Source organism: Hydrogenophaga sp. (assembly GCF_035481345.1).
Lineage (GTDB): Bacteria > Pseudomonadota > Gammaproteobacteria > Burkholderiales > Burkholderiaceae_C > Hydrogenophaga.
Map to the genome: position 1 here is coordinate 1 of NZ_DATIGV010000081.1, position 20,526 is coordinate 20,526.

The following is a 20,526-nucleotide window of genomic DNA, read 5'->3' on the forward strand; positions in this document are numbered from 1 at the left end:
CTGGCCGGGCAACTGGTGGCCGAGGCGGTGCTGGGCCAGGCGGGCCGCTTCGACCTGTACGCGCGCCTGAAGCACCGCCGCTTCCCCGGCGGCGCGCTGCTGCGCACGCCCAGCCTGGCGCTGGGGATGCTGTGGCACCGCTTGCGCGACGCGATGTGACGCGCGGTTTTACCAAGCTGAAATTCAACCTTGGATTTGTAAGAGCCGGGTGGATCAGTTCGGCATTGCCTGTCGCACCGCCGCCGCCACTACCGGCCCGCAGCGCCGGATCTCCTCCAGCGCCGCATAGCCATAGCCGATGACCAACCCACGCAGATCCTGCCGCTGCAGGCAATAGGCCGAGAGCGGCCGCACGGTCAGGCCCTGCTGCGCCAGGCGGCGCGCGATGGCCTGGTCGTCCACCGCCAGCGGCAGGCGCAGGCACAGGTGCAGCCCCTGTTCGGCACCGCTGATGCGCGGCGCGTCCGGGCCCTCGCCCAGCACGGGCTTGAGCGCCTCCAGCAGGCATTGGCGGCGCTCGGCGTAGGTTTGGCGCGCGCGGCGCAGCGAGCTGGCGAAGTGGCCCATCTCGATGAACTCGGCCAGTGCCGCCTGTGTGGGCATCTGGCCCGGGCGGTTGAGGTCGTAGTGCGCCTGGCGGAAGGCCTCGACCAGGCCCTTGGGCACCACCAGGTAGCCCAGCTTGAGGCCGGGGTAGAGCACCTTGGAGAAGGTGCCCATGTAGAGCACGCGCCCGTCCGGGTCCAGGCCTTCCAGGCTGGACAGCGGCGGGCCGCTGAAGCGGTACTCGCTGTCGTAGTCGTCCTCGATCACCCAGGCGCCGTGCGCGCGCGCCGTGGCCAGCAACTGGTGGCGCCGCGCCAGCGACATGACCGCGCCCATGGGGTACTGGTGTGAGGGCGTGACGTAGATCAGGCGCGGCGGCTTCGAATCGTCGGCCGGCGTGGGGCTGATGCCCTGTTCGTCCACCGCCACTGGGTGCACGGCCAGGCCGGTGGCGATGAAGGCCTTCATGGCGCCCCAGTAGGCCGGGTCCTCCACCCACACGGTGTCGCCGTGGTCGGCCAGCAGGCGCGCGCAGAGCTCCAGCGACTGCTGCGTGCCGGTGGTGACGATGACCTGGTCGGCGTCGAGCTGCACGCTGCGAAAGACCCGCAGGTAGTCGGCGATGGCGCGGCGCAGCGGCGCGTAGCCGCCCGAGGTGTTGTAGTCGAGCATGTCCGGGTAGGTCATGCGCCAGTGCTTGTTCTGCAGCCGCTGCCACAGCGTGAGCGGAAAGGCCGAGAAGTCGGCGATGCCGGGGGTGAAGGGCTGGACCTCCAGCGCGCCGGCACTGTACTCATGCGCCAGCGAATGCCCGCGAGAGGACAGGCGCGCCGGCTGGTGCTGCGGCGCCTGGCCCGGTGCGCGCGGGCCGCGCGAGAGACCACTGCGCGGCACGTGGTCGTTCACGTAGGTGCCGCTGCCCACGCGGCTGGCCAGGTAGCCCTCCACGCTGAGCTGGTTGATGGCGGCCACCACGGTGTTGCGCGAGAGGTTCAGGTCTTGCGCGAGGTCCCGGCTGGAGGGCAGGCGCTCGCCGGCGCCGAGCTTGCCGTCCAGCATGGCGCGGCGCAGGGCCTCGTAGAGCTGGCGGTGCAGGGGCAGGGCGTCTTGCGCGCCCAGGCGGTTCATTTCGGCCAGCAGGTGTTCGGACAGCATGGGCAGGTGTACCGGAGCAGGGTAAGTGGCACCACGAGATGGGCACAACTGGCCCCCATTGTGATCCAATTCGCCGACCACAATGCCCCGAGAAAGTGTGGAGAACCCATGAACAAGCCGCCATGCATGGTCTGGCTGCCCGCCGACCACCGACTGCTGGGCGACCACGGGCACCAGATGCCTTTTCTGCTGCTGGGCGACAAGTACGCGCGGGCCGTGAAGGTCGGCGCCCAGGCCCAGCCGGTGATGTTTCCCCTGGCCGAGGTCGAGCAGATCGATGAGCTGCTCGGCATGGTCGACGGGGTGATGCTCACTGGATCGCCGTCGAACGTGCATCCCTCGCACTTCCAGGAGGAGGTGGCCGACCCCAGCCTGCCGCTCGACCAGGACCGCGACCTGCTCACCCTGGCGCTGGTGAAGGCCTGCGTGCACCAGGGCGTGCCGCTGCTGGGCGTGTGCCGCGGCTTCCAGGAGATCAACGTGGCCCTGGGCGGCGCGCTCTACCAGCGCGTGCACCAGGTGCCCGGCATGAACGATCACCGCGAGCCCAAGAACGCGCCGCCCGACGAACAGTACGCGCCGCGCCACCCGATCCGCATCGCCCCCGACAGCGTGATGGCCGAGTGGGCCGGCGGCACCGAGGCCGAGGTGAATTCCCTGCACGGTCAGGGCATCGCGCGGCTGGCCGAGGGCCTGACGCCGCTGGCCTGGGCGCCGGACGGCCTGATCGAGGCCTTCTGGGTGAAGGGCGCGCGCACCTTCGCCTACGCCATGCAGTGGCACCCCGAGTGGCGCTGCTGGGAAACACCCTTCTACGCCAACATCTTCGAGGCCTTCGGCCGCGCCTGCCGCCAGCGGCGCAGCCTGCGTCTGCAGGCGAACGACCTGGCGCGCAGCCAGCCCGGGTAGGTTCGATTCACGTACCCTGAACACCCGAACCGAAACCAACCCGAGGAACGGCCATGAGCGCCCCCAAGAACTTCAACGAGCTGGAGAGCTGGCTCAATGAGCACCGCGTGACCGAGGTGGAATGCCTGGTGCCCGACCTGACCGGCGTGGCGCGCGGCAAGATCCTGCCGCGCGAGAAATTCACCGAGGACCGCGGCATGCGCCTGCCGCACGCCATCGTGGCCATGAGCGTGACGGGCGAGCAGCCGGCCAGCGGGCCGTATTACGACGTGGTGGAGCCTACCGACCGCGACATGCAGTTGCGCCCCGACCCGACCACGGTGCGCATCGTGCCCTGGGCCACGGACCCGACGGCGCAGGTCATCCACGACTGCTTCGACCACAAGGGCAAGCTGGTGCCCTACGCGCCACGCAGCGTGCTTCGCCGCATCTGCGGCCTGTACGAGGCCGAGGGCTGGGACCCGGTGATCGCGCCCGAGCTGGAGTTCTACCTGACCGCGCGCAACACCGACCCGAACACGCTGCTGCGCCCGCCCATCGGCCGCAGCGGGCGCGCCGAGACCTCGCGCCAGGCCTACTCCATCGACGCGGTGAACGAGTTCGACCCGCTGTTCGAGGAGATCTACGAGTACTGCAACCTCATGGGCCTGAACGTGGACACGCTGATCCACGAGATCGGCGCGGGTCAGATGGAGATCAACTTCTTCCACGACCACCCGCTGGGCCTGGCCGATGAGGTCTTCTTCTTCAAGCGCACCGTGCGCGAGGCCGCGCTGCGCCACGACATGTACGCCACCTTCATGGCCAAGCCCATCGCGGGCGAGCCGGGCAGCGCCATGCACATGCACCAGAGCGTGCTGAACAAGGCCACGGGCCAGAACATCTTCAGCAACGCCGACGGCACGGCCTCCGACGAGTTCTTCCACTACATCGGCGGCCTGCAGCGCTACATCCCGGCCGCCATGGCCCTGGTGGCGCCCTACGTGAACAGCTATCGGCGCCTGTCGCGCCACACGGCCGCGCCGATCAACATCGAGTGGGGCCACGACAACCGCACGGTGGGCATCCGCTCGCCCATCGCCTCGCCCGAGGCGCGCCGGGTGGAAAACCGCGTGATCGGCGCCGACGCCAACCCCTACGTGGCCATGGCCATGACCCTCGCCTGCGGCTACCTGGGCATGAAGAACAAGATCAAGCCCAAGCCCGAGATGAAGGGCGACGCCTACCTCTCGCCCTACGCGCTGCCGCGCAGCCTGGGCGAGGCCCTGGACTGGCTGCGCCGCGAGCCCGACCTGCACGAGGTGCTGGGCCACGAGTTCGTGACCATCTACACCGAGATCAAGGAACTCGAGTTCGACGAGTTCATGAAGGTCATCTCGCCCTGGGAGCGCGAACACCTCCTCCTGCATGTCTGACCTGGAATTCCCGCGATGAACCCGAACCCCCTGATCGCCCCGCCCGCGCTGGTGCGCCGCGCCGAGCAGCACGACACCAAGGCCATCCAGGCGCTGGACAGCGCGCACTACATCCACCCCTTCACCGACCACGGTGACCTGGCCACGCGCGGCGCGCGCGTGATCACGCAGGCCCAGGGCATCTACATCTGGGACTCGGAGGGCCACAAGATCCTGGACGCGATGAGTGGCCTGTGGTGCGTGAACGCGGGCTACGGGCGCAAGGAGCTGGCCGACGCGGCCTACCAGCAGCTCATGACGCTGCCCTACTACAACAGCTTCTTCCAGACCACCAACGTGCCGGCGGTGCAACTGGCGGCCAAGCTGGCGGCGCTGGCGCCCGAGGTGAAGGGCCGCAAGTTCGAGCATGTCTTCTTCAGCTCCAGCGGCAGCGAGAGCAACGACACCAACGTGCGCCTGGTGCGCCGCTACTGGGACCTGATGGGCCAGCCGCAGCGCAAGACCATCATCGGCCGCCACAACGCGTACCACGGCTCCACCATGGCCGGGGCATCGCTGGGCGGCATGGGCGGCATGCACGCGCAGGGCGATCTGCCGATCCCGGGCATCGTGCACATCGACCAGCCCTACTTCTTCGAGAACGGCAAACCCGGCGAGAGCGAAGCCGATTTCGGCCTGCGCGCCGCGCGCGCGCTGGAGGAAAAGATCCTGGAGATCGGCGCCGACAAGGTGGCGGCCTTCATCGCCGAGCCGGTGCAGGGCGCGGGCGGCGTGATCATCCCGCCCGCCACCTACTGGCCCGAGATCCAGCGCATCGTCGACCAGTACGGCATCCTGCTCATCAGCGACGAGGTGATCTGCGCCTTCGGCCGCCTGGGGTATTGGTTCGCCTACGAGAAGTTCGGCTACCGGCCGGACCTGGTGACCTTCGCCAAGGGCGTGACCAGCGGCTACATCCCCCTGGGCGGCGTGATGGTGGGCGACCGCGTGGCGAAGGTGCTCATCGACAAGGGCGGCGAGTTCAACCACGGCTACACCTACAGCGGCCACCCCGTGGCCTGCGCCGTGGGTCTGGCCAACCTGGAGCTGATGGAGCGCGAGGACCTGCCGCGCAAGGTGCGCGAGGACCTGGCGCCCTACCTGGCCAGGCGCTTCGCCGAGATCGCCGAACACCCGCTGGTGGGCCTGGCCGAGACCTGCGGCTTCGTGGCCGGGCTGGTGCTGGTGAAGGACAAGGCCTCGAAGGCGGTGTACGACCCCGAGCTCGCGGTCGGCATGATGTGCCGCGCCCACTGCTTCAGGAACGGACTGATCATGCGCGCCGTGGGCGACCGCATGATCATCGCGCCGCCGCTGGTGATGACGCGCGAGCAGATCGACGAGATGGTGGCGCTGATCCGGCGCTGCCTGGACGACACGCTCGCCGAATTGCGCGAAAAAGGCCTGCACGCGTGACTAGAATGGCCGCCGATCCCCTATTTCGGGGTGCGGCGGTCACTGGAAACGGGCTTCCCGGGTCTGGAACTTGCATGCCCCGAGCGGGTCATCAGCCGCCACGCATGAGCGGTTTTGGTCCTAACCCCCTCCTTTGGAGTGAGCAACACCATGAAGAAGCACGTTCTGGTTCTCGCGATGGCGGCCGTGATGGTCGCCGCCTGCGGCAAGAAGGAGGAGCCCGCTCCTGCCCCCGCGCCCGCCCCGGTGGCCACCGCCCCGGCGCCCGCACCGGCCCCCGCCGGCCCGGTGCTCGACGATGAGAAGGTCCTCAACGTCTACAACTGGCCCGACTACATCACCGAGAGCCTGATCGCCGACTTCGAGAAGGAGTACGGCGTGAAGGTGAACTACGACACCTTCGAGAACAACGAGGCCCTGCACGCCAAGCTGGTGGCCGGCAATTCGGGCTACGACATCGTGATCCCCACCGCCGGCTTCGCCAAGAAGCAGATCGACGGCGGCCTGTACCAGCCCATCGACAAGAGCAAGCTCACGAACTACGGCAACCTCGACCCGGACTTCATGAGCAAGATCGCGGGCGTGGACCCCGAGAACAAGCACCTGGTGCCCTGGGCCTGGGGCTTCACCACCGTGGGCATCAACAAGCAGAAGGTGGAAAAGGCCCTGGGCGGCATGGCCATGCCCGAGAACGCCTGGGACCTGGTGTTCAAGCCCGAGTACTCGAGCAAGCTGCGCTCCTGCGGCATCGCCTACCTGGATTCGCCCAGCGAGATCCTGCCCGTGGCGCTGCACTACGTGGGCAAGCCGCCGTACAGCGAGAACCCCGAGGACTTCAAGGCCGCGCGTGAGATGCTGATGAAGGTGCGCAAGGACGTGCGCCTGTTCTCCAGCACCATGATCGACGACATCGCCAGCGGCAAGGCCTGCGCCTTCATCGGCTGGTCGGGCGACATCAACATCGCTGCCGACCGCGTGAAGGAAACCGGTGGCAAGGACGAGATCGTGCCCCTGCTGCCCACCGGCGGCGGCCTGGTGTTCATCGACACCATGGCGATCCCCAAGGACGCCAAGCACGTGAACAACGCCCACGTGTTCATCGACTTCTACCTGCGCGCCGCCAACGCCGCCGCCATGGCCAACGAGATGAACTACCCCACCGGCAACAAGGCCGCGCTGCCCGACATCAAGGACGAGGTGAAGAGCAACAACACCATCTTCCTGGGCCCCGAAGACACGGCGCGCCTGATCCCCACCGGCGGCTTCTCCAACGAGGCCTCGGGCGTGGTCAACGACACCTATAACGCGTTCAAGCGCGGCAAGTAAGTCCGACGCTCGCTCGGCGCACACCGGGGCTGTTCATCCACCAGGACGAACAGCCCCTTCGCTTTCTGGAGGCCCATTCATGTCCGAAACCCCCGGCTACCTGGTGACCGAGAAGGTGGTCAAGCGCTTCGATGAAGCGCTGGCCGTCGACGAGGTGTCCTTGTCCATCCGCAAGGGCGAGATCTTCGCCCTGCTCGGCAGCTCGGGCTGCGGCAAGTCCACGCTGCTGCGCATGCTCGCGGGCTTCGAGACGCCGACCTCCGGGCGCATCCTGCTCGGCGGGCAGGACGTGGCCGCGGTGCCGCCCTACGAGCGGCCGGTCAACATGATGTTCCAGAGCTACGCGCTGTTTCCGCACCTGACGGTGTGGGAGAACGTGGCCTTCGGACTCAAGCGCGAGGGGCTGCCCAAGGCCGAGATCCAGCAGCGCACCGACGAGATGCTGGCGCTGGTGCAGCTCACGCCGTTCGCCAAGCGCAAGCCGCATCAGCTCTCGGGCGGGCAGCAGCAGCGCGTGGCCCTGGCGCGCAGCCTGGCCAAGCGGCCCAAGCTGCTGCTGCTGGACGAACCCCTGGGCGCGCTGGACAAGAAGCTGCGCGAGCAGACGCAGTTCGAGCTGGTGAACATCATCGAGAAGGTGGGCGTGACCTGCGTGATGGTGACGCACGACCAGGAAGAGGCCATGACCATGGCGAGTCGCATCGCCATCATGAGCAAGGGCCGTGTGCTGCAGGTGGGCACGCCGTCCGAGATCTACGAGCACCCGGTGAACCGCTTCGTGGCCGACTTCATCGGCAACGTGAACCTGTTCGAGGGCAAGCTCAGCGTGGATGAGCCGGACCGCTGCGCCGTGGAAAGCGGCATCGGCGAGATCCACGTGGGCCACGGCATGCCGGGCACGCTGGGCATGCCGGTGGCGCTGGCCGTGCGGCCGGAGAAGATAGAGATCAGCAAACAGCCGCCCCCGCCCGATGCCGGCCCCAATGTGTTCAGGGGCAAGGTCAAGGAGATCGCTTATTTCGGCGCGCACAACACCTTCATCGTGCAGGCGGCCAACGGCCAGCGCGTGAAGATCACGGAGGCCAACACCTCGCGCCACGACCTCTCCGACATCACCTGGGAGGACGAGGTGAACTTCTGGTGGTCCGACACCGCGGGCGTGGTGCTGCGCGACTGAAGGGGAGCGACCATGAACCTCCCCATGCCCGGCAAGCGCTTCGTCATCGGCGTGCCTTATGGCTGGCTGTTGCTGTTCTTCTTCCTGCCCTTCCTGATCCTGCTGTACATCAGCTTCGTGGACATGGGCGGCGACATCAGCCCCTTCAAGCCGCTGTGGGATCCCGTCAGCGGCGTGCTGCACCTGAAGTACGAGAACTACCTCGACATCTTCCGCACGGAGGAGGGCGCGCCGCTGTTTCGTACGCTCTACATCGACTCGTATTTGCGCTCGATCTGGTACGCGCTGCTCACGGCCCTCTTCTGCCTGGTGATCGGCTACCCCTTCGCGTACTTCATCGCGCGCTCGCCCGCCAGTGTGCGGCCCGCGCTGCTGCTGCTGGTGATGCTGCCGTTCTGGACGTCCTTCCTGCTGCGCGTGTACGCGTGGAAGGGCCTGCTGGCCGACCAGGGCGTGATCAACCGCTTCATGATGGCCATTGGCATCACCAGCGAGCCCATTCCCATGCTGTACACCAACGTGTCCATGCTCGTGGGCATGACCTACGTGTACCTGCCCTTCATGATCCTGCCGCTGTACGCCAACCTGGTGAAGATGGACTTTCGCCTGCTGGAGGCCGCCTACGACCTGGGCACCACGCCGTTCAAGGCCTTCTGGCTCGTCACCGTGCCGCTGTCCAAGGCCGGCATCATCGCGGGCTTCATGCTGGTGTTCATCCCCTGCGTGGGCGAGTTCGTGATCCCATCGCTGCTGGGCGGACCCGAGAACTACATGATCGGGCGCGTGGTGTGGGACGAGATGTTCACCGCCAACGATTGGCCCAAGGCCACCGCGCTGGCGGTGGTGATGATCGCGATCATCGTGATTCCGCTGGCGTTCTACTACAAGTACGCCGGCGAGCAGGCTGAGAAGCGCTGAAGGAGACCGGCATGAAACCCCTTCTCGAAAAGCACTTCGGCAAAGTCTGGCTGCTGGTGGTCTTCGGCTTCCTGTACCTGCCGCTGGCCTTCATGGTGCTGTTCTCGTTCAACAGCACGCGCACCGACGCGCGCTTCACCGGCTTCTCGCTGCGCTGGTACGAGGCCCTGCTCAACGACAGCAAGATCGTCGACGGCTTCTTCCTCTCGCTCAAGATCGCCGCGGTCACAGGGCTGCTGTCGGCGGTGCTGGCCACCTTCGCGGCCTTCGTGCTGGTGCGCTACCGGCGCTTTCTGGGCCGCACGGTGTTCAGCGGCATGGTGAACGCGCCGCTGGTCATGCCCGAGGTGATCATCGGCCTGTCGCTGCTGCTGCTGTTCGTGGGGGCCCAGAACGTCTTCGGCTGGCCGCAGCGCGGCATGCTCACCATCATCCTGGGCCACACGCTGCTGGGCATGGCCTACGGCATGGTGGTGATCCAGAGCCGCCTGCTGGAGATGGACCGCTCGATCGAGGAGGCCGCCATGGACCTGGGCGCGCGACCGCACCAGGTGTTCTTCCTGGTCACGCTGCCCAACATCTTCCAGGCCATCCTGGCGGCCTTCCTGCTGGCGTTCACGCTGTCGTTCGACGACGTGGTGATCACCGAATTCCTGAGCGGTCCGGGCGTGAGCACGCTGCCGCAGGTGATCTTCGGCTACGCGCGCCGGGGCATCAACCCGACGATCTACGCGGCGGCCACGATCCTCATCGTCACGGTGACCATCGTGGTGGTGGCCTACGCGGTGTGGGTGGCGCGGGCCACGCGCAAGCGCGAGCGGGAGATGGCGGCGGCGATCCGGGGGTGATCGACGCTGGCCAGGTTGTGGCGTCGCCGCCGCAGCCTAGGCCTTTCGGGGGGATTGGAAAGTAGAACTTAGGTTCTAGGATCGGCGGTTCTCCTTTCGGGAGAGCCTCTCCAATCACCCATCAACGGACCATGAAAATCGCCCCGCTCGCCTTTGTCGCCGCCGCCAGCCTGATGGCCTTGTCTGTCGCGCAGGCCCAAACCGCCCCTGCCACCAACCCCAATCTGTACGCTGAAATCGGCTACACCGCGACCACCTTCAAGGTCTCGAACGGCGCCGATTCGCTAAAGGCCTCGCCCAGCCTCGTGTCCGGCGTCTTCGGCTATCAGGCGCACCCCAACTTCGCCGTTGAGGGCTTCCTGGGCTTCGGCGCCGGCAAGGACGGCGTCAAGTACAACGGCGTGGACCTGCCCATTGACGTCAAGCTGGGCGCCATGGTGGGCGTGTTCGCCCGCCCCAGCATCGCTCTCGGCGACACCGTGGAGCTCTTCGGCCGCATCGGCTGGATGCACACCGAGCTCAAGACCTCCGCGCCCGGCCTGAGCGTGACGGAGAAGGACTCCAACGTGGCGTATGGCTTCGGCGCCAACTTCAACCTGTCCAAGACCTCCTATCTCCAGGCCAGCTGGACGAGCTTCTACAACAAGGACGACACCAAGATCGAAGGCTTCGGTCTGGCCTACGGCCTGCGCTTCTGAGCCAGCGCCACGCCGTCACGCAAGCCACCTTCGGGTGGCTTTTTCATGGCGTCGCTTCCCCAGTGGACGGGGGGCGGCCGAACAAAGTGGATGTTCGCGGCGTTCGGGATGAGGCGTAGCATGGGGCGGATTGCCACCCCGCCGCACCATGACCACCACCTCGCTCCCTTCCCTGTCCTTCGACGGCCGCGCCTTCATCAACGGTGAGCGCATTGCCGCGCGCGACGGCCAGACCTTCGATTGCTTCTCGCCCGTGGACGGGCGCCTGCTGGCCCCCGTGGCGCGTGGGCAGGCGGCCGACATCGATGCCGCCGTGTCGGCCGCGCGCGCCGCCTTCGAGGACCGCCGCTGGGCCGGCCTGCCGCCGGCCAGACGCAAGCGCGTGATGCAGGCCTTCGCGGACCAGATCCAGCAGCACGCCGACGAGCTCGCGCTGACCGAGACGCTCGACATGGGCAAACCCGTTCGCTACGCGCGCGCCGTGGACGTGAACAGCGCGGCCAACTGCATCCGCTGGTACGGCGAGGCGGTGGACAAGGTGTACGACGAGATCGCGCCCACGCCCGACACGGCGCTGGCCCTGATCACGCGCGAGCCCCTGGGCGTGGTGGGCGTGATCGTGCCCTGGAACTACCCCATGATCATGGCGGCGTGGAAGATCGCGCCGGCCCTGGCCGCGGGCAACTCGGTGGTCTTGAAGCCCAGCGAGAAGAGCCCCCTGACCGCGCTGCGCCTGGCCGAACTCGCGCTGGCCGCCGGCATTCCGCCGGGCGTGTTCAACGTGGTGCCGGGCTTCGGCCCCGAGGCCGGCAGCCCGCTGGCGCTGCACATGGACGTGGATTGCATCGCCTTCACCGGCAGCACGCGCGTGGGCAAGCAGATCCACGTGATGGCGGGCCAGAGCAATCTGAAGCGCGCCTGGACGGAGCTGGGCGGCAAGTCGCCCAACATCGTGTTCGCCGATTGCCCCGACATCGACAAGGCCGTGGAGGCCGCGGTGGGCAGCATCTTCTTCAACCAGGGCGAGAGCTGCAACGCGCCCTCGCGCCTGTTCGTGGAAGCGTCCATCAAGGAGGCCTTCCTGGAGAAGGCGCTGAAGCTGGTGCCGCAGTACCAACCGGGCAACCCGCTGGAGAAGTCCACCGTGATGGGCGCCATCGTGGACAAGACGCAGATGGACACGGTGCTGCGCTACATCGACAGCGGCAAGAAGGAGGGCGCGAAGCTGCTCGCGGGCGGCGAGGCGGCCGAGCCCGTGAAGGGCGGCTGCTACGTGCTGCCCACCATCTTCGACGGCGTGAAGAACGACATGACCATCGCGCGCGAGGAGATCTTCGGGCCGGTGCTGTCGGTGCTGTCCTTCACCGACGCCGCCGAGGTGGTGAAGCAGGCGAACAGCAACATCTATGGCCTGCAGGCGGCGGTGTGGACGCGCGACATCAACAAGGCGCACGGCGTGGCGCGCGCGCTGCGCGCGGGCACGGTGCACGTGAACCAGTACGACGAGGACGACATCACCGTGCCCTTCGGCGGCTTCAAGCAGAGCGGCGTGGGCCGCGACAAGTCGCTGCACGCGTTCGGCAAGTACACCGAGGTGAAAACCACCTGGATAAGAATTGATTCCCCCCTGCACCGCTGACGCGGTATCCCCCTGAGGGGAACGGCCGCTGCGGCCCGGCAAAGCCGGTTCCGCGCAGCCCTCGACCAGACATTTCGCGCCTCCGTGCGCGCTGCGAAGGAGAGCCACATGAATGCGCCGCAGAAACCAGAGAACCTGAACGCCCCGCACACCAACGCCGCCTGGCACCAGCGCCGGCTCGCGGCCACGCCGCGCGGCGTGGGCGTGTTCGGCGATTTCTTCATCGAGCGCGCGAAGAACGCCGAGCTGTGGGACATCGAAGGCCGCCGCTTCATCGACTTCGCGGGCGGCATCGCGGTGCTCAACACCGGCCACGTGCACCCCAAGGTGCAGGCCGCCATCGCGGCGCAGTTGCAGCGCTTCACGCACAGTTGCTACCAGGTGGTGCCGTACGCCGAGTACGTGTCGCTGGCCGAGCGCATCAACGCCATCGTGCCCATCGACGGGCCGGTGAAGACGGCCTTCTTCTCCACCGGTGCCGAGGCGATCGAGAACGCGATGAAGATCGCGCGCGCGGCCACGGGGCGCAGCGGCATCATTGCCTTCGGCGGCGCTTTCCACGGCCGCAGCCTGTTCGCGGTCTCGCTCACGGGCAAGGTGCAGCCCTACAAGGCGGGCTTCGGGCCTTTCCCGCCCGAGGTCTACCACGTGCCCTTTCCCATGCACGCCGACTCCTTCGAGCTGGCGAAGCAGTCCATGGAGCACCTGTTCAAGGCCGACATCGAGCCCAAGCGGGTGGCGGCCATCGTGTTCGAACCGGTGCAGGGCGAGGGCGGCTTCAACCCCATCCTGCCCGCGGCCGTGAAGTGGCTGCGCGAGTTGTGCGACGCGCACGGCATCCTGCTCATCGCCGACGAGGTGCAGACCGGCTTCGCGCGCACCGGGCGCATGTTCGCCATGGAGCACTACGGTGTGAAGCCCGACCTGATCACGCTGGCCAAGAGCCTGGCCGGCGGGACCACGCTGTCGGCGGTGTGCGGCCGAGCCGCCGTGATGGACGGCCCGGCACCGGGTGGGCTGGGTGGCACCTACGCGGGCAACCCCCTGGCCATTGCCGCGGCGCACGCGGTGCTGGACGTGATGGCGGAGGAAAAGCTCGTGGAGCGCGCGCAGCACCTGGGCGACAAGCTCATCGCTTACCTCGCCGCCAAGCGCGCCGTGCACAAGCGCATCGGTGACGTGCGCGGCCTGGGCGCCATGGTGGCCTGCGAGTTCGTGGACCCGAAGACCGGTGCGCCCGACGCCGAGATGACGAAGCAGGTGCAGATGGCGGCCTTGAAACGCGGCCTGCTGCTGCTCACCTGCGGCGTCAACGCCAACGTGGTCCGCTTCCTGTTCCCGCTGACCATCGAGGACGCGGTGTTCGAAGAGGGGCTGTCGGTCTTCGACGCCGCCCTGGCCGAGGTGGCCGCTTGAACGACAGCGCCGCGCGCCTGGGCCAGGTGATCGATGCGCTGGAATCGCGCGCGGCCGAACTGCGGGCCCAGGGCGTGCATTCGGTGCTGGCCACTTTCACCGATCTGCTGGGCACGCCCAAGGGCAAGCTGGTGCCGCTGGAGTGCCTGGCCGATGCGGTGACCACCGGCGCAGGCTTCGCGGGGCCCAGCATCGTGGGCACCGGCCTGCCGCGCATGGGCGCGCGCAGCGAGTACTTCGGCCGCGTGCTGCCGCAGACGCTGCGGCCCTTGCCTTTCATGCCCGGCGTGGCGCACGCGGTGTGCGACGGCTTTGCCGGCGGCGAGCCGCTGGACACCGACCCACGCGGCGCGCTCAAGCGCCAGGTGGCGCGCCTGAGCGAGCGCGGCTGGACGCTGTGGGTGGGTATCGAGCCCGAGTTCTTCCTGTTGAAGCGCGGCGCCGACGGCCGCTGGGGCGTGGCCGACGCGCAGGACACGCTGGCCAAGCCCTCGTACGACCTGCGGTCCATCGGCCGCAACCTGGGCTTCCTCGATGACATGCGCCAGGCGCTCACGGCGCTGGGTTTCGAGCTGCAGCAGATGGACCACGAGGACGCCATCGGCCAGTACGAGATCAACTACCGGCACGACGACGCGCTCGCGGCGGCCGATCGCTACCAGCTCTTCAAGCTGACGGCACAGGCCGTGGCGGAGCGCCATGGCGGCGTGTTCTCCACCATGCCCAAGCCGCTGGCGGGCGCGCCGGGCAGTGGGCTGCATTTCCACGTGAGCCTGACGGACGCGGATGGCCGCGCGCTGATGGCCGATGGCGCGGGTGCCCTGGGCCTGAGCGAGACGGGTTGGCGCTTCGCGGCCGGTCTGCTGCAGCACGCGGACGCCTTGGCGGCGCTGTGCGCGCCCACGGTCAACAGCTACAAGCGCCTGGCGGCGAGCCGCAGCGCCTCGGGCACCACCTGGTCGCCGGTGTGGAAGGCCATCGGCGAGAACAACCGCACCTGCCTGCTGCGCGCGGTGGCGGGCCGGCTGGAGTGGCGCCTGCCGGACCCGAGCTGCAACGTCTACCTGGCGCTGGCGGCCACGCTGGCGGCGGGGCTCGATGGCATCGACCAAGGCCTGGTGGCACCCAGGCCCTGCAAGGACGACCTGTACGAACGGCATGCGCGCGGCGAGCCCTTGCCAGAGCGCTTGCCGCGCGACCTGCACGACGCGCTGCTGGCGCTGCAGGGCGATGCCGCGCTGCGCACCGCGCTGGGCGAGCCGCTGCTGGAGCAGTACCTGATGATCAAGCGCGCCGAGTGGGCGGAGTACCACGCGCAGGTGAGCGACTGGGAGCTGGCGCGCTACGCCGAGGGCTGATCGGGGCGGGGGCGCGCGATCGGGATAATCGCCCGCGTGAGTTCACCAAGCACCGCCGCCGACGGCACCCGTACCTGGACCAAGACCACCGACCGCCCGCTGCGCAGCTGGCGCAAGTCGGCCGGCGTGTGGTTGTTCGCGCACTTCGTGGGTGTGCCCATTCCCTGGGCGGCCGCGCGCCAGACCAATCCGCGCGCGCTGCTGGCGCACGAGCACGAGCGCCTGCTGGCCCTGGCCGCCGTGGGCGAACACGTGCCGCGTGTGATCGGCTTCGATGGCGATACCCTGATCACGAGCGACGTGGGCCCCACGCTGGACCACCTGCTGTTCCAGCGCGCACCCGAGGAACGCCTGCCGCTGATGCGCGCGGCCGCCGCCGATCTGGCGGGGTTCCACGCGCGCGGGCAATGGCACGGCGGCGCGCAGGCGCGCAACATCACCTGGGACGGTGAGCGCTTCGCGCGGCTGGATTTCGAGGAGCCCCTGGTGCCCGGACTGGCGCTGGGCATGGTGCAGCGCTACGACGTGCTGCAGCTGCTGCTCTCTCTGGCGCGGTTGATCGAGCCGCTGGGTCCGTCGGCCGTGCACGCCGTGCTGGACGCCTACGCCAGCGCCGACGAGCGACAGGCCCACGCCCTGCGCGATTTCATCGCGCACCTGCTGCCGCGCCTGCAGCGCGTCTCGCGCATCGCGGCCTGGTCACGCCGGCTGGACGGCTCGCGCGAGTTGATGCGGCTGCGCACCGTGCTCGAGGGCATGGCCGCCTTCGTGGCCGATCGCTGAGGCGCGGCCTCAGGTCCGGTACGACGGGTCCATGCGCTCAAGCTTGCGCAGCAGCGCAGGCCAGGCGATCTGCGCGCCCTGGCCTGCGGTGGCCACGCGCATCACGTCGGCCATGCCCGCGAGGATGCGCGGGTCCACCTGGGTGAGTTCGCCGCCGCCGGCCAGCGCGTCGATCTGGATGCGGCAGGTGTTCTCGAAGGTGTACATCGAGAGGAAGGCGTCGGCGATGGAGCGGCCCACGGTGAGCAGGCCGTGGTTGCGCAGCACCAGGTAGTTGGCCGTCCCCAGATCGGCCTGCAGGCGCGGCTTCTCGTCCGGGCGGAAGGCCACGCCCTCGTAGGCGTGGTAGGCCAGTGAGGCCAGCACGAAGGTGCTCTGCTGGCTGATGGGCAAGATGCCGTGCTTCTGCGCGCTCACCGCCACGCCCGCGCGGGTGTGGGTGTGCAGCACGCACTGCGCCTCGGGCCGCGCCTCGTGCACGGCGCTGTGGATGACGAAGCCGGCCGGGTTCACCGGGAAGGGCGAGTCGTGCAGCTTGTTGCAGGCCATGTCCACCTTCACCAGGCTGCTGGCGGTGATCTCGTCGAACATCAGCCCGTAGGGGTTGATGAGGAAGTGGTGCTCGCCGCCGGTGACGCTGTCGGGCAGCTTGGCGCTGATGTGGGTGAAGACGAGGTCGCTCCAGCCGTAGGCCGCCACCAGGCGGTAGCAGGCGGCGAGGTCGCAGCGCAGCGCCCATTCTTCGGCGCTGACGACTTCTTTCAGGGACGGGATGTGCATGGCGTGTCTCCGGCGTCGCCTCACGGGGGCGGCGTGGCACGCACTCTAGGCGCTGGGGCGCGGCCCGCGCTGTCCGACCAGCGACAGGCCGGTGCGGTCAGCGGCGGGTCTTGCAGGTGCTGATGCCCAACATCGCGTAAGGCGGGCACCAGCCGACGAGGCCGGTGAGCAGGGGCAAGGCGCCCAGCCAGCCCCACCAGCCGACGGTGCCGGTGGCGGCCAGTGCGATGAGGACGAGGCCGACGAGGATGCGAAGGCTGCGGTCGATGGCGCCGACGTTGCGGGTCATGGTGATCTCCATCAGTGAACGATGATGTTCACCGCATTGGACGCCGTGGCGCCGGCGCCGCACTTGATCCAGATCAGGGTCGCGTCGCGGATTCAAGGCTTTGCAGCCAATGCATGGCATGTGAGCGCTCGCTGCCACACATTTCAACGGTGGGCTTGAGTGAGGCGCAGACAAGAGGCCGCTCGGGCCGGCCGAAAAGCCGGCAGCGCAGGGCCTCGTCCAGGTGCGGGCAAGGCTGGCCGGCGGGCTTGCCGTGCGGCAGGCCCGGCAGGGCACTGCTGATCGAAGGCGCGATGCAGCAAGCGGCGCAGCCGGGACGGCAGTCCACGATCAGTCCGGCGCGTTGAGCTTGCGCGCGCCGTGGATGGCCTGCTCCACGACCCCTTGCACGGCGGCCTGGGCCAGGCCGCTGATCAGCCGGCCCTGATCGTCGAAGGCCTCGCCGGCCTTGCTCAGGGCGTACTGCTTGGGCGTCAGCCAGCACTGCAGATTCAAGAGCAGTGGGGACAGGTGCGACAGGCTGCGCAGCCCACCCAGGGCACCGGGCGAGGCGCTGAGCAGGCCCACCACCTTGCCCGCGAAGGGCTTGGTACCGCTGGACCAGTCGGGGTCGCCCTTGATGGGGCTGGACACCCAGTCGAGCGTGTTCTTGAGCAGGCCGGTGTAGCTGCCGTTGTACTCGGGCGAGCAGATGACCCAGGCCGGGTGGGCGTGGAAGATCTCCTTGAGCCGGCGCGCGGCCTCGGGGGTGCCGCGGGCCTCCAGGTCGGCGTTGTAGAGGGGCAGCTCGAAGTCGGCCAACTCCAGGTGCGTGACCTGGGCGCCAGCGGCGCGGCCGAGCTCGGCGGCGATGCGGGCGAGCTTGCGGTTGTGGGACTGGGCGCGGGTACTGCCCGCGAAGACGAGGAGGGGGGTCGGCGTGCTCATGGGGGCGGATTCTGGCACCGCTCCCGCGCCGGAATCCTGCGCACACGCGGCCCCGCACGGGCCGGGACGAGCCGGTCATCGGCCGCCCCCGTCTCCCACCGGGGCATGCGCCTTGATGGGACAATACCGGGTTCGCCCGCGCCGGCCCTGTGTCGCCGCGGGCTTTGGAGTTCTTCAAGATGCTGTACCCCCAGGAATTCGATGTCATCGTCGTCGGCGGCGGCCACGCCGGGACCGAAGCTGCTCTGGCGGCCGCTCGCATGGGCTGTGCCACGCTGGTGCTCACCCACAACATCGAGACGCTGGGCCAGATGAGTTGCAACCCCAGCATCGGGGGCATCGGCAAGGGCCACCTGGTCAAGGAGGTGGACGCGCTCGGCGGGGCCATGGCCATCGCCACGGATGAGGGCGGCATCCAGTTCCGCACCCTCAACAGCAGCAAGGGCCCGGCCGTGCGCGCCACGCGCGCCCAGGCCGACCGGGTGCTCTACAAGGCCGCCATTCGCCGTCGGCTGGAGAACCAGCCGAACCTGTGGCTGTTCCAGCAGGCCGTGGACGACCTGATGGTGGAAGGCGACCGCGTGGTGGGGGCAGTGACGCAAGTGGGGATTTGCTTCCGCTCGCGCACGGTGGTGCTGACGGCGGGCACCTTCCTGGACGGCAAGATTCACGTGGGCCTGAACAACTACAGCGCCGGGCGCGCGGGCGACCCGCCGGCGGTGTCGCTGTCGGCGCGGCTCAAGGAGCTGAAGCTGCCGCAAGGCCGGCTGAAAACAGGCACCCCGCCGCGGCTGGACGGCCGCACCATCGACTGGTCGAAATGCACCGAGCAGCCGGGCGATCTGGACCCGGTGCCGGTGTTCAGCTTCATGGGCCACGCGGGCCTGCACCCGCAGCAGATCTCCTGCTGGATCACGCACACGAACGAGCGCACGCACGAGATCATCCGCAGCGGCTTCGACCGCAGCCCCATGTTCACCGGCAAGATCGAAGGCGTGGGGCCGCGCTACTGCCCCAGCGTGGAAGACAAGATCAACCGCTTCGCCGACAAGGACAGCCACCAGATCTTCCTGGAGCCCGAGGGCCTGACCACGCACGAGGTCTACCCCAACGGCATTTCCACCAGCCTGCCGTTCGACATCCAGTACGCGCTGGTGCGCAGCATGCCCGGGCTGGAGAATGCCCACATCCTGCGGCCCGGCTACGCCATCGAATACGACTACTTCGACCCGCGCTCGCTCAAGAACAGCTTCGAGACACAGCAGATCGGTGGCCTCTTCTTCGCGGGCCAGATCAACGGCACCACCGGTTATGAGGAGGCCGCGGCCCAGGGCCTGTTCGCGGGCATCAACGCCGCCCTGCAGTGCCGGGGCGACGCGCCCTGGTTGCCTTCGCGCGACCAGGCGTACCTGGGCGTGCTGGTCGACGACCTCGTCACCCAGGGCGTGACCGAGCCCTACCGCATGTTCACCAGCCGCGCCGAGTTTCGCCTGCAGCTGCGCGAAGACAACGCCGACATGCGCCTCACCGAGGATGGCCGCCGGCTGGGCTTGGTCGACGACGCGCGCTGGGAGGCCTTCAGCCGCAAGCGCGACGCCGTTTCACGTGAAACCGAACGCCTCAAGTCGGTCTGGGTGAACCCGAAAATCCTGTCGGCCGAGGAGGGCGAGCGGGTGCTGGGCAAGGCCATCGAGCACGAGCACAACCTCTTCGACCTGTTGCGTCGCCCCGGGGTGGACTATGCGTCCCTCGTCGGCATGAACGGCGGCGCCTTTGCCAGCGACATGGTTTCACGTGAAACCCTGGGAGATCTCGCCGAGCCGGTGATCGAGCAGGTGGAGATCGCAGCCAAGTACAGCGGCTACATCGACCGGCAAAAGGCCGAGGTCGAGCGCGCCGCGCACTACGAGCACATGAAGCTGCCACCGGACATCGACTACCTGAAGGTCAGCTCCCTGTCCTTCGAGGCGCGGCAGAAGCTGGCCAAGCACCGGCCGGAAACCCTGGGCCAGGCCTCGCGCATTTCGGGCATCACCCCCGCGAGCATTTCCTTGCTGCTGATCCATCTGAAGAAGGGCGGGTACGGCGGCCTGGCGTCGGCCCGCACGGCGCCCGAGTCCGTGGCCCCATGAAGGAGGCGCTGCGACACGATCTGCAGCTCGGGCTGCAGGTGCTGGACCTCTCGCTCGATGAGGGGCAGATCAACATGCTGCTCGACTACGTGGAGCTGATCGAGAAGTGGAACCGGGTCTACAACCTCACGGCGGTGCGAGACCCCGCCGAGATGCTGACCCACCACCTGCTCGACAGCTTGGCGGTGGTCGGCCCCTTGCTGCGCGAGACGGATGGCCGCCCTATTCGTCTGCTCGACGTGGGTTCGGGCGCTGGTCTGCCCGGCGTGGTGATCGCCATCGCCTGCCCGCAGGTGGAGGTGACCTGTGTGGACACGGTGGCGAAGAAGGCGGCGTTTCTGCGCCAGGTGTCGGCTTCTCTGGGACTGGTCAACTTGCGCGGGCTGCACGCGCGGGTGGAGTCGCTGAGCCGCGGGCGGGGGGAAGAGGGCTACGACGTGATCACGTCCCGGGCCTTTTCGTCCTTGGTCGACTTCGTTGAATGGTCGCGCTCGGCGTTGCAGATCGGGGGCATGTGGATGGCCTTGAAGGGCAAGCACCCGCTGGAGGAGCTGCTGGCCTTGCCGCCGACGGTGGATGTGTTTCACGTGGAACCGGTGGCGGTGCCGGGGTTGAACGCGGATCGGTGCATTGTGTGGATGCGGGAGCGGATGGGCTGACCGCGGGTTTCAGGCCTCTGCTTCGCGAGGATCGGGCGCCAGGGCGCTCTGTTCCGCGAATGTCCCCCGGACCGGCTGCGCCGGTCCTCCTCCTTA

Annotated in this window: 19 protein-coding genes and 1 pseudogene; 15 read left to right on the plus strand and 5 right to left on the minus strand. The window is 68.3% G+C overall.

The genetic code is table 11. The features are described 5' to 3' along the window. A pseudogene (locus VLG41_RS08330) lies at positions 1 to 159 on the plus strand (FAD-dependent oxidoreductase); the annotation flags it as partial. Positions 160 to 213: 54 nt separating this feature from the next. Here VLG41_RS08330 and VLG41_RS08335 read toward each other — a convergent pair. Beyond that, positions 214 to 1,701 (minus strand): PLP-dependent aminotransferase family protein, encoded by a 1,488-nt coding sequence (locus VLG41_RS08335; protein WP_325348930.1) that lies wholly within the window; start codon positions 1,699 to 1,701, stop codon positions 214 to 216. A 108-nt stretch (positions 1,702 to 1,809) separates the two neighbouring features. Between VLG41_RS08335 and VLG41_RS08340 the strand changes: the two genes are divergently transcribed. From VLG41_RS08340 to VLG41_RS08395, 12 genes are all read left to right on the plus strand, one after another. Then, positions 1,810 to 2,610, plus strand: a complete 801-nt coding sequence (locus tag VLG41_RS08340; RefSeq protein WP_325348931.1) for a gamma-glutamyl-gamma-aminobutyrate hydrolase family protein — start codon at positions 1,810 to 1,812, stop codon at positions 2,608 to 2,610. 53 nt (positions 2,611 to 2,663) lie between these two features. Then, on the plus strand, positions 2,664 to 4,025 hold the full coding sequence (locus tag VLG41_RS08345; RefSeq protein ID WP_325348932.1) for a glutamine synthetase family protein: 1,362 nt from the start codon (positions 2,664 to 2,666) through the stop codon (positions 4,023 to 4,025). A 15-nt stretch (positions 4,026 to 4,040) separates the two neighbouring features. Then, the gene (locus VLG41_RS08350; protein ID WP_325348933.1) at positions 4,041 to 5,480 is read left to right on the plus strand and encodes an aspartate aminotransferase family protein; all 1,440 of its coding nucleotides are present in this window, start codon (positions 4,041 to 4,043) and stop codon (positions 5,478 to 5,480) included. Between the two features lie 150 nt (positions 5,481 to 5,630). After that, complete coding sequence (locus tag VLG41_RS08355; protein ID WP_325348934.1) at positions 5,631 to 6,806, plus strand: extracellular solute-binding protein; 1,176 nt, start codon at positions 5,631 to 5,633, stop codon at positions 6,804 to 6,806. 79 nt (positions 6,807 to 6,885) lie between these two features. Beyond that, positions 6,886 to 7,983: an ABC transporter ATP-binding protein gene (locus tag VLG41_RS08360; RefSeq protein ID WP_325348935.1), complete on the plus strand. Its 1,098-nt coding sequence runs from the start codon at positions 6,886 to 6,888 to the stop codon at positions 7,981 to 7,983. Positions 7,984 to 7,995: 12 nt separating this feature from the next. Then, the gene (locus VLG41_RS08365) at positions 7,996 to 8,901 is read left to right on the plus strand and encodes an ABC transporter permease (RefSeq protein ID WP_325348936.1); all 906 of its coding nucleotides are present in this window, start codon (positions 7,996 to 7,998) and stop codon (positions 8,899 to 8,901) included. Between the two features lie 11 nt (positions 8,902 to 8,912). After that, on the plus strand, positions 8,913 to 9,749 hold the full coding sequence (locus VLG41_RS08370) for an ABC transporter permease (protein WP_325348937.1): 837 nt from the start codon (positions 8,913 to 8,915) through the stop codon (positions 9,747 to 9,749). 131 nt (positions 9,750 to 9,880) lie between these two features. After that, positions 9,881 to 10,447, plus strand: coding sequence for a porin family protein (locus tag VLG41_RS08375; RefSeq protein ID WP_325348938.1), 567 nt, complete (start codon positions 9,881 to 9,883; stop codon positions 10,445 to 10,447). A 148-nt stretch (positions 10,448 to 10,595) separates the two neighbouring features. Next, complete coding sequence (locus VLG41_RS08380; protein WP_325348939.1) at positions 10,596 to 12,086, plus strand: aldehyde dehydrogenase; 1,491 nt, start codon at positions 10,596 to 10,598, stop codon at positions 12,084 to 12,086. A gap of 108 nt (positions 12,087 to 12,194) precedes the next feature. Continuing rightward, a complete protein-coding gene (gabT, locus tag VLG41_RS08385; RefSeq protein ID WP_325348940.1) occupies positions 12,195 to 13,502 on the plus strand; it encodes a 4-aminobutyrate--2-oxoglutarate transaminase in 1,308 nt (435 codons plus the stop codon). After that, positions 13,499 to 14,860 carry a type III glutamate--ammonia ligase gene (locus tag VLG41_RS08390; RefSeq protein ID WP_325348941.1) on the plus strand — a complete coding sequence of 454 codons (1,362 nt, stop codon included), beginning with the start codon at positions 13,499 to 13,501 and terminating at the stop codon, positions 14,858 to 14,860. The genes gabT and VLG41_RS08390 overlap by 4 nt, the downstream gene beginning before the upstream one ends. Positions 14,861 to 14,896: 36 nt before the next feature. After that, on the plus strand, positions 14,897 to 15,643 hold the full coding sequence (locus VLG41_RS08395; RefSeq protein ID WP_325348942.1) for a hypothetical protein: 747 nt from the start codon (positions 14,897 to 14,899) through the stop codon (positions 15,641 to 15,643). Positions 15,644 to 15,652: 9 nt separating this feature from the next. On the opposite strand, the gene VLG41_RS08400 is transcribed toward VLG41_RS08395, so the two are convergent. The 4 genes from VLG41_RS08400 to VLG41_RS08415 form a co-directional block, all read right to left on the minus strand. Then, positions 15,653 to 16,423 carry a class II aldolase/adducin family protein gene (locus VLG41_RS08400; protein ID WP_325348943.1) on the minus strand — a complete coding sequence of 257 codons (771 nt, stop codon included), beginning with the start codon at positions 16,421 to 16,423 and terminating at the stop codon, positions 15,653 to 15,655. A 97-nt stretch (positions 16,424 to 16,520) separates the two neighbouring features. After that, a complete protein-coding gene (locus VLG41_RS08405) occupies positions 16,521 to 16,712 on the minus strand; it encodes a DUF2892 domain-containing protein (protein WP_325348944.1) in 192 nt (63 codons plus the stop codon). 73 nt (positions 16,713 to 16,785) lie between these two features. Further along, positions 16,786 to 17,040, minus strand: a complete 255-nt coding sequence (locus VLG41_RS08410) for a YkgJ family cysteine cluster protein (RefSeq protein WP_325348945.1) — start codon at positions 17,038 to 17,040, stop codon at positions 16,786 to 16,788. 2 nt (positions 17,041 to 17,042) lie between these two features. Next, on the minus strand, positions 17,043 to 17,639 hold the full coding sequence (locus VLG41_RS08415) for an NAD(P)H-dependent oxidoreductase (RefSeq protein WP_325348946.1): 597 nt from the start codon (positions 17,637 to 17,639) through the stop codon (positions 17,043 to 17,045). A gap of 179 nt (positions 17,640 to 17,818) precedes the next feature. Here VLG41_RS08415 and mnmG point away from each other — a divergent pair, with 179 nt between their 5' ends. Both mnmG and rsmG read left to right on the plus strand, forming a co-directional pair. Next, entirely contained in the window at positions 17,819 to 19,771 is a 1,953-nt protein-coding gene (mnmG, locus tag VLG41_RS08420; RefSeq protein WP_325348947.1) for a tRNA uridine-5-carboxymethylaminomethyl(34) synthesis enzyme MnmG, read from the plus strand. After that, entirely contained in the window at positions 19,768 to 20,430 is a 663-nt protein-coding gene (gene rsmG / locus VLG41_RS08425) for a 16S rRNA (guanine(527)-N(7))-methyltransferase RsmG (protein WP_325348948.1), read from the plus strand. The genes mnmG and rsmG overlap by 4 nt, the downstream gene beginning before the upstream one ends. The last annotated feature ends 96 nt before the right edge of the window (positions 20,431 to 20,526 follow it).

Excerpts from the sequence above, each read along its gene's own strand:
- VLG41_RS08335 (WP_325348930.1), bottom strand. The coding sequence starts at position 1,701 with ATGCTGTCCGAACACCTGCTGGCCGAAATGAACCGCCTGGGCGCGCAA.
- VLG41_RS08340 (WP_325348931.1), top strand. The coding sequence starts at position 1,810 with ATGAACAAGCCGCCATGCATGGTCTGGCTGCCCGCCGACCACCGACTG.
- VLG41_RS08345 (WP_325348932.1), top strand. The coding sequence starts at position 2,664 with ATGAGCGCCCCCAAGAACTTCAACGAGCTGGAGAGCTGGCTCAATGAG.
- VLG41_RS08350 (WP_325348933.1), top strand. The coding sequence starts at position 4,041 with ATGAACCCGAACCCCCTGATCGCCCCGCCCGCGCTGGTGCGCCGCGCC.
- VLG41_RS08355 (WP_325348934.1), top strand. The coding sequence starts at position 5,631 with ATGAAGAAGCACGTTCTGGTTCTCGCGATGGCGGCCGTGATGGTCGCC.
- VLG41_RS08360 (WP_325348935.1), top strand. The coding sequence starts at position 6,886 with ATGTCCGAAACCCCCGGCTACCTGGTGACCGAGAAGGTGGTCAAGCGC.
- VLG41_RS08365 (WP_325348936.1), top strand. The coding sequence starts at position 7,996 with ATGAACCTCCCCATGCCCGGCAAGCGCTTCGTCATCGGCGTGCCTTAT.
- VLG41_RS08370 (WP_325348937.1), top strand. The coding sequence starts at position 8,913 with ATGAAACCCCTTCTCGAAAAGCACTTCGGCAAAGTCTGGCTGCTGGTG.
- VLG41_RS08375 (WP_325348938.1), top strand. The coding sequence starts at position 9,881 with ATGAAAATCGCCCCGCTCGCCTTTGTCGCCGCCGCCAGCCTGATGGCC.
- VLG41_RS08380 (WP_325348939.1), top strand. The coding sequence starts at position 10,596 with ATGACCACCACCTCGCTCCCTTCCCTGTCCTTCGACGGCCGCGCCTTC.
- gabT (WP_325348940.1), top strand. The coding sequence starts at position 12,195 with ATGAATGCGCCGCAGAAACCAGAGAACCTGAACGCCCCGCACACCAAC.
- VLG41_RS08400 (WP_325348943.1), bottom strand. The coding sequence starts at position 16,423 with ATGCACATCCCGTCCCTGAAAGAAGTCGTCAGCGCCGAAGAATGGGCG.
- VLG41_RS08405 (WP_325348944.1), bottom strand. The coding sequence starts at position 16,712 with ATGACCCGCAACGTCGGCGCCATCGACCGCAGCCTTCGCATCCTCGTC.
- VLG41_RS08415 (WP_325348946.1), bottom strand. The coding sequence starts at position 17,639 with ATGAGCACGCCGACCCCCCTCCTCGTCTTCGCGGGCAGTACCCGCGCC.
- mnmG (WP_325348947.1), top strand. The coding sequence starts at position 17,819 with ATGCTGTACCCCCAGGAATTCGATGTCATCGTCGTCGGCGGCGGCCAC.
- rsmG (WP_325348948.1), top strand. The coding sequence starts at position 19,768 with ATGAAGGAGGCGCTGCGACACGATCTGCAGCTCGGGCTGCAGGTGCTG.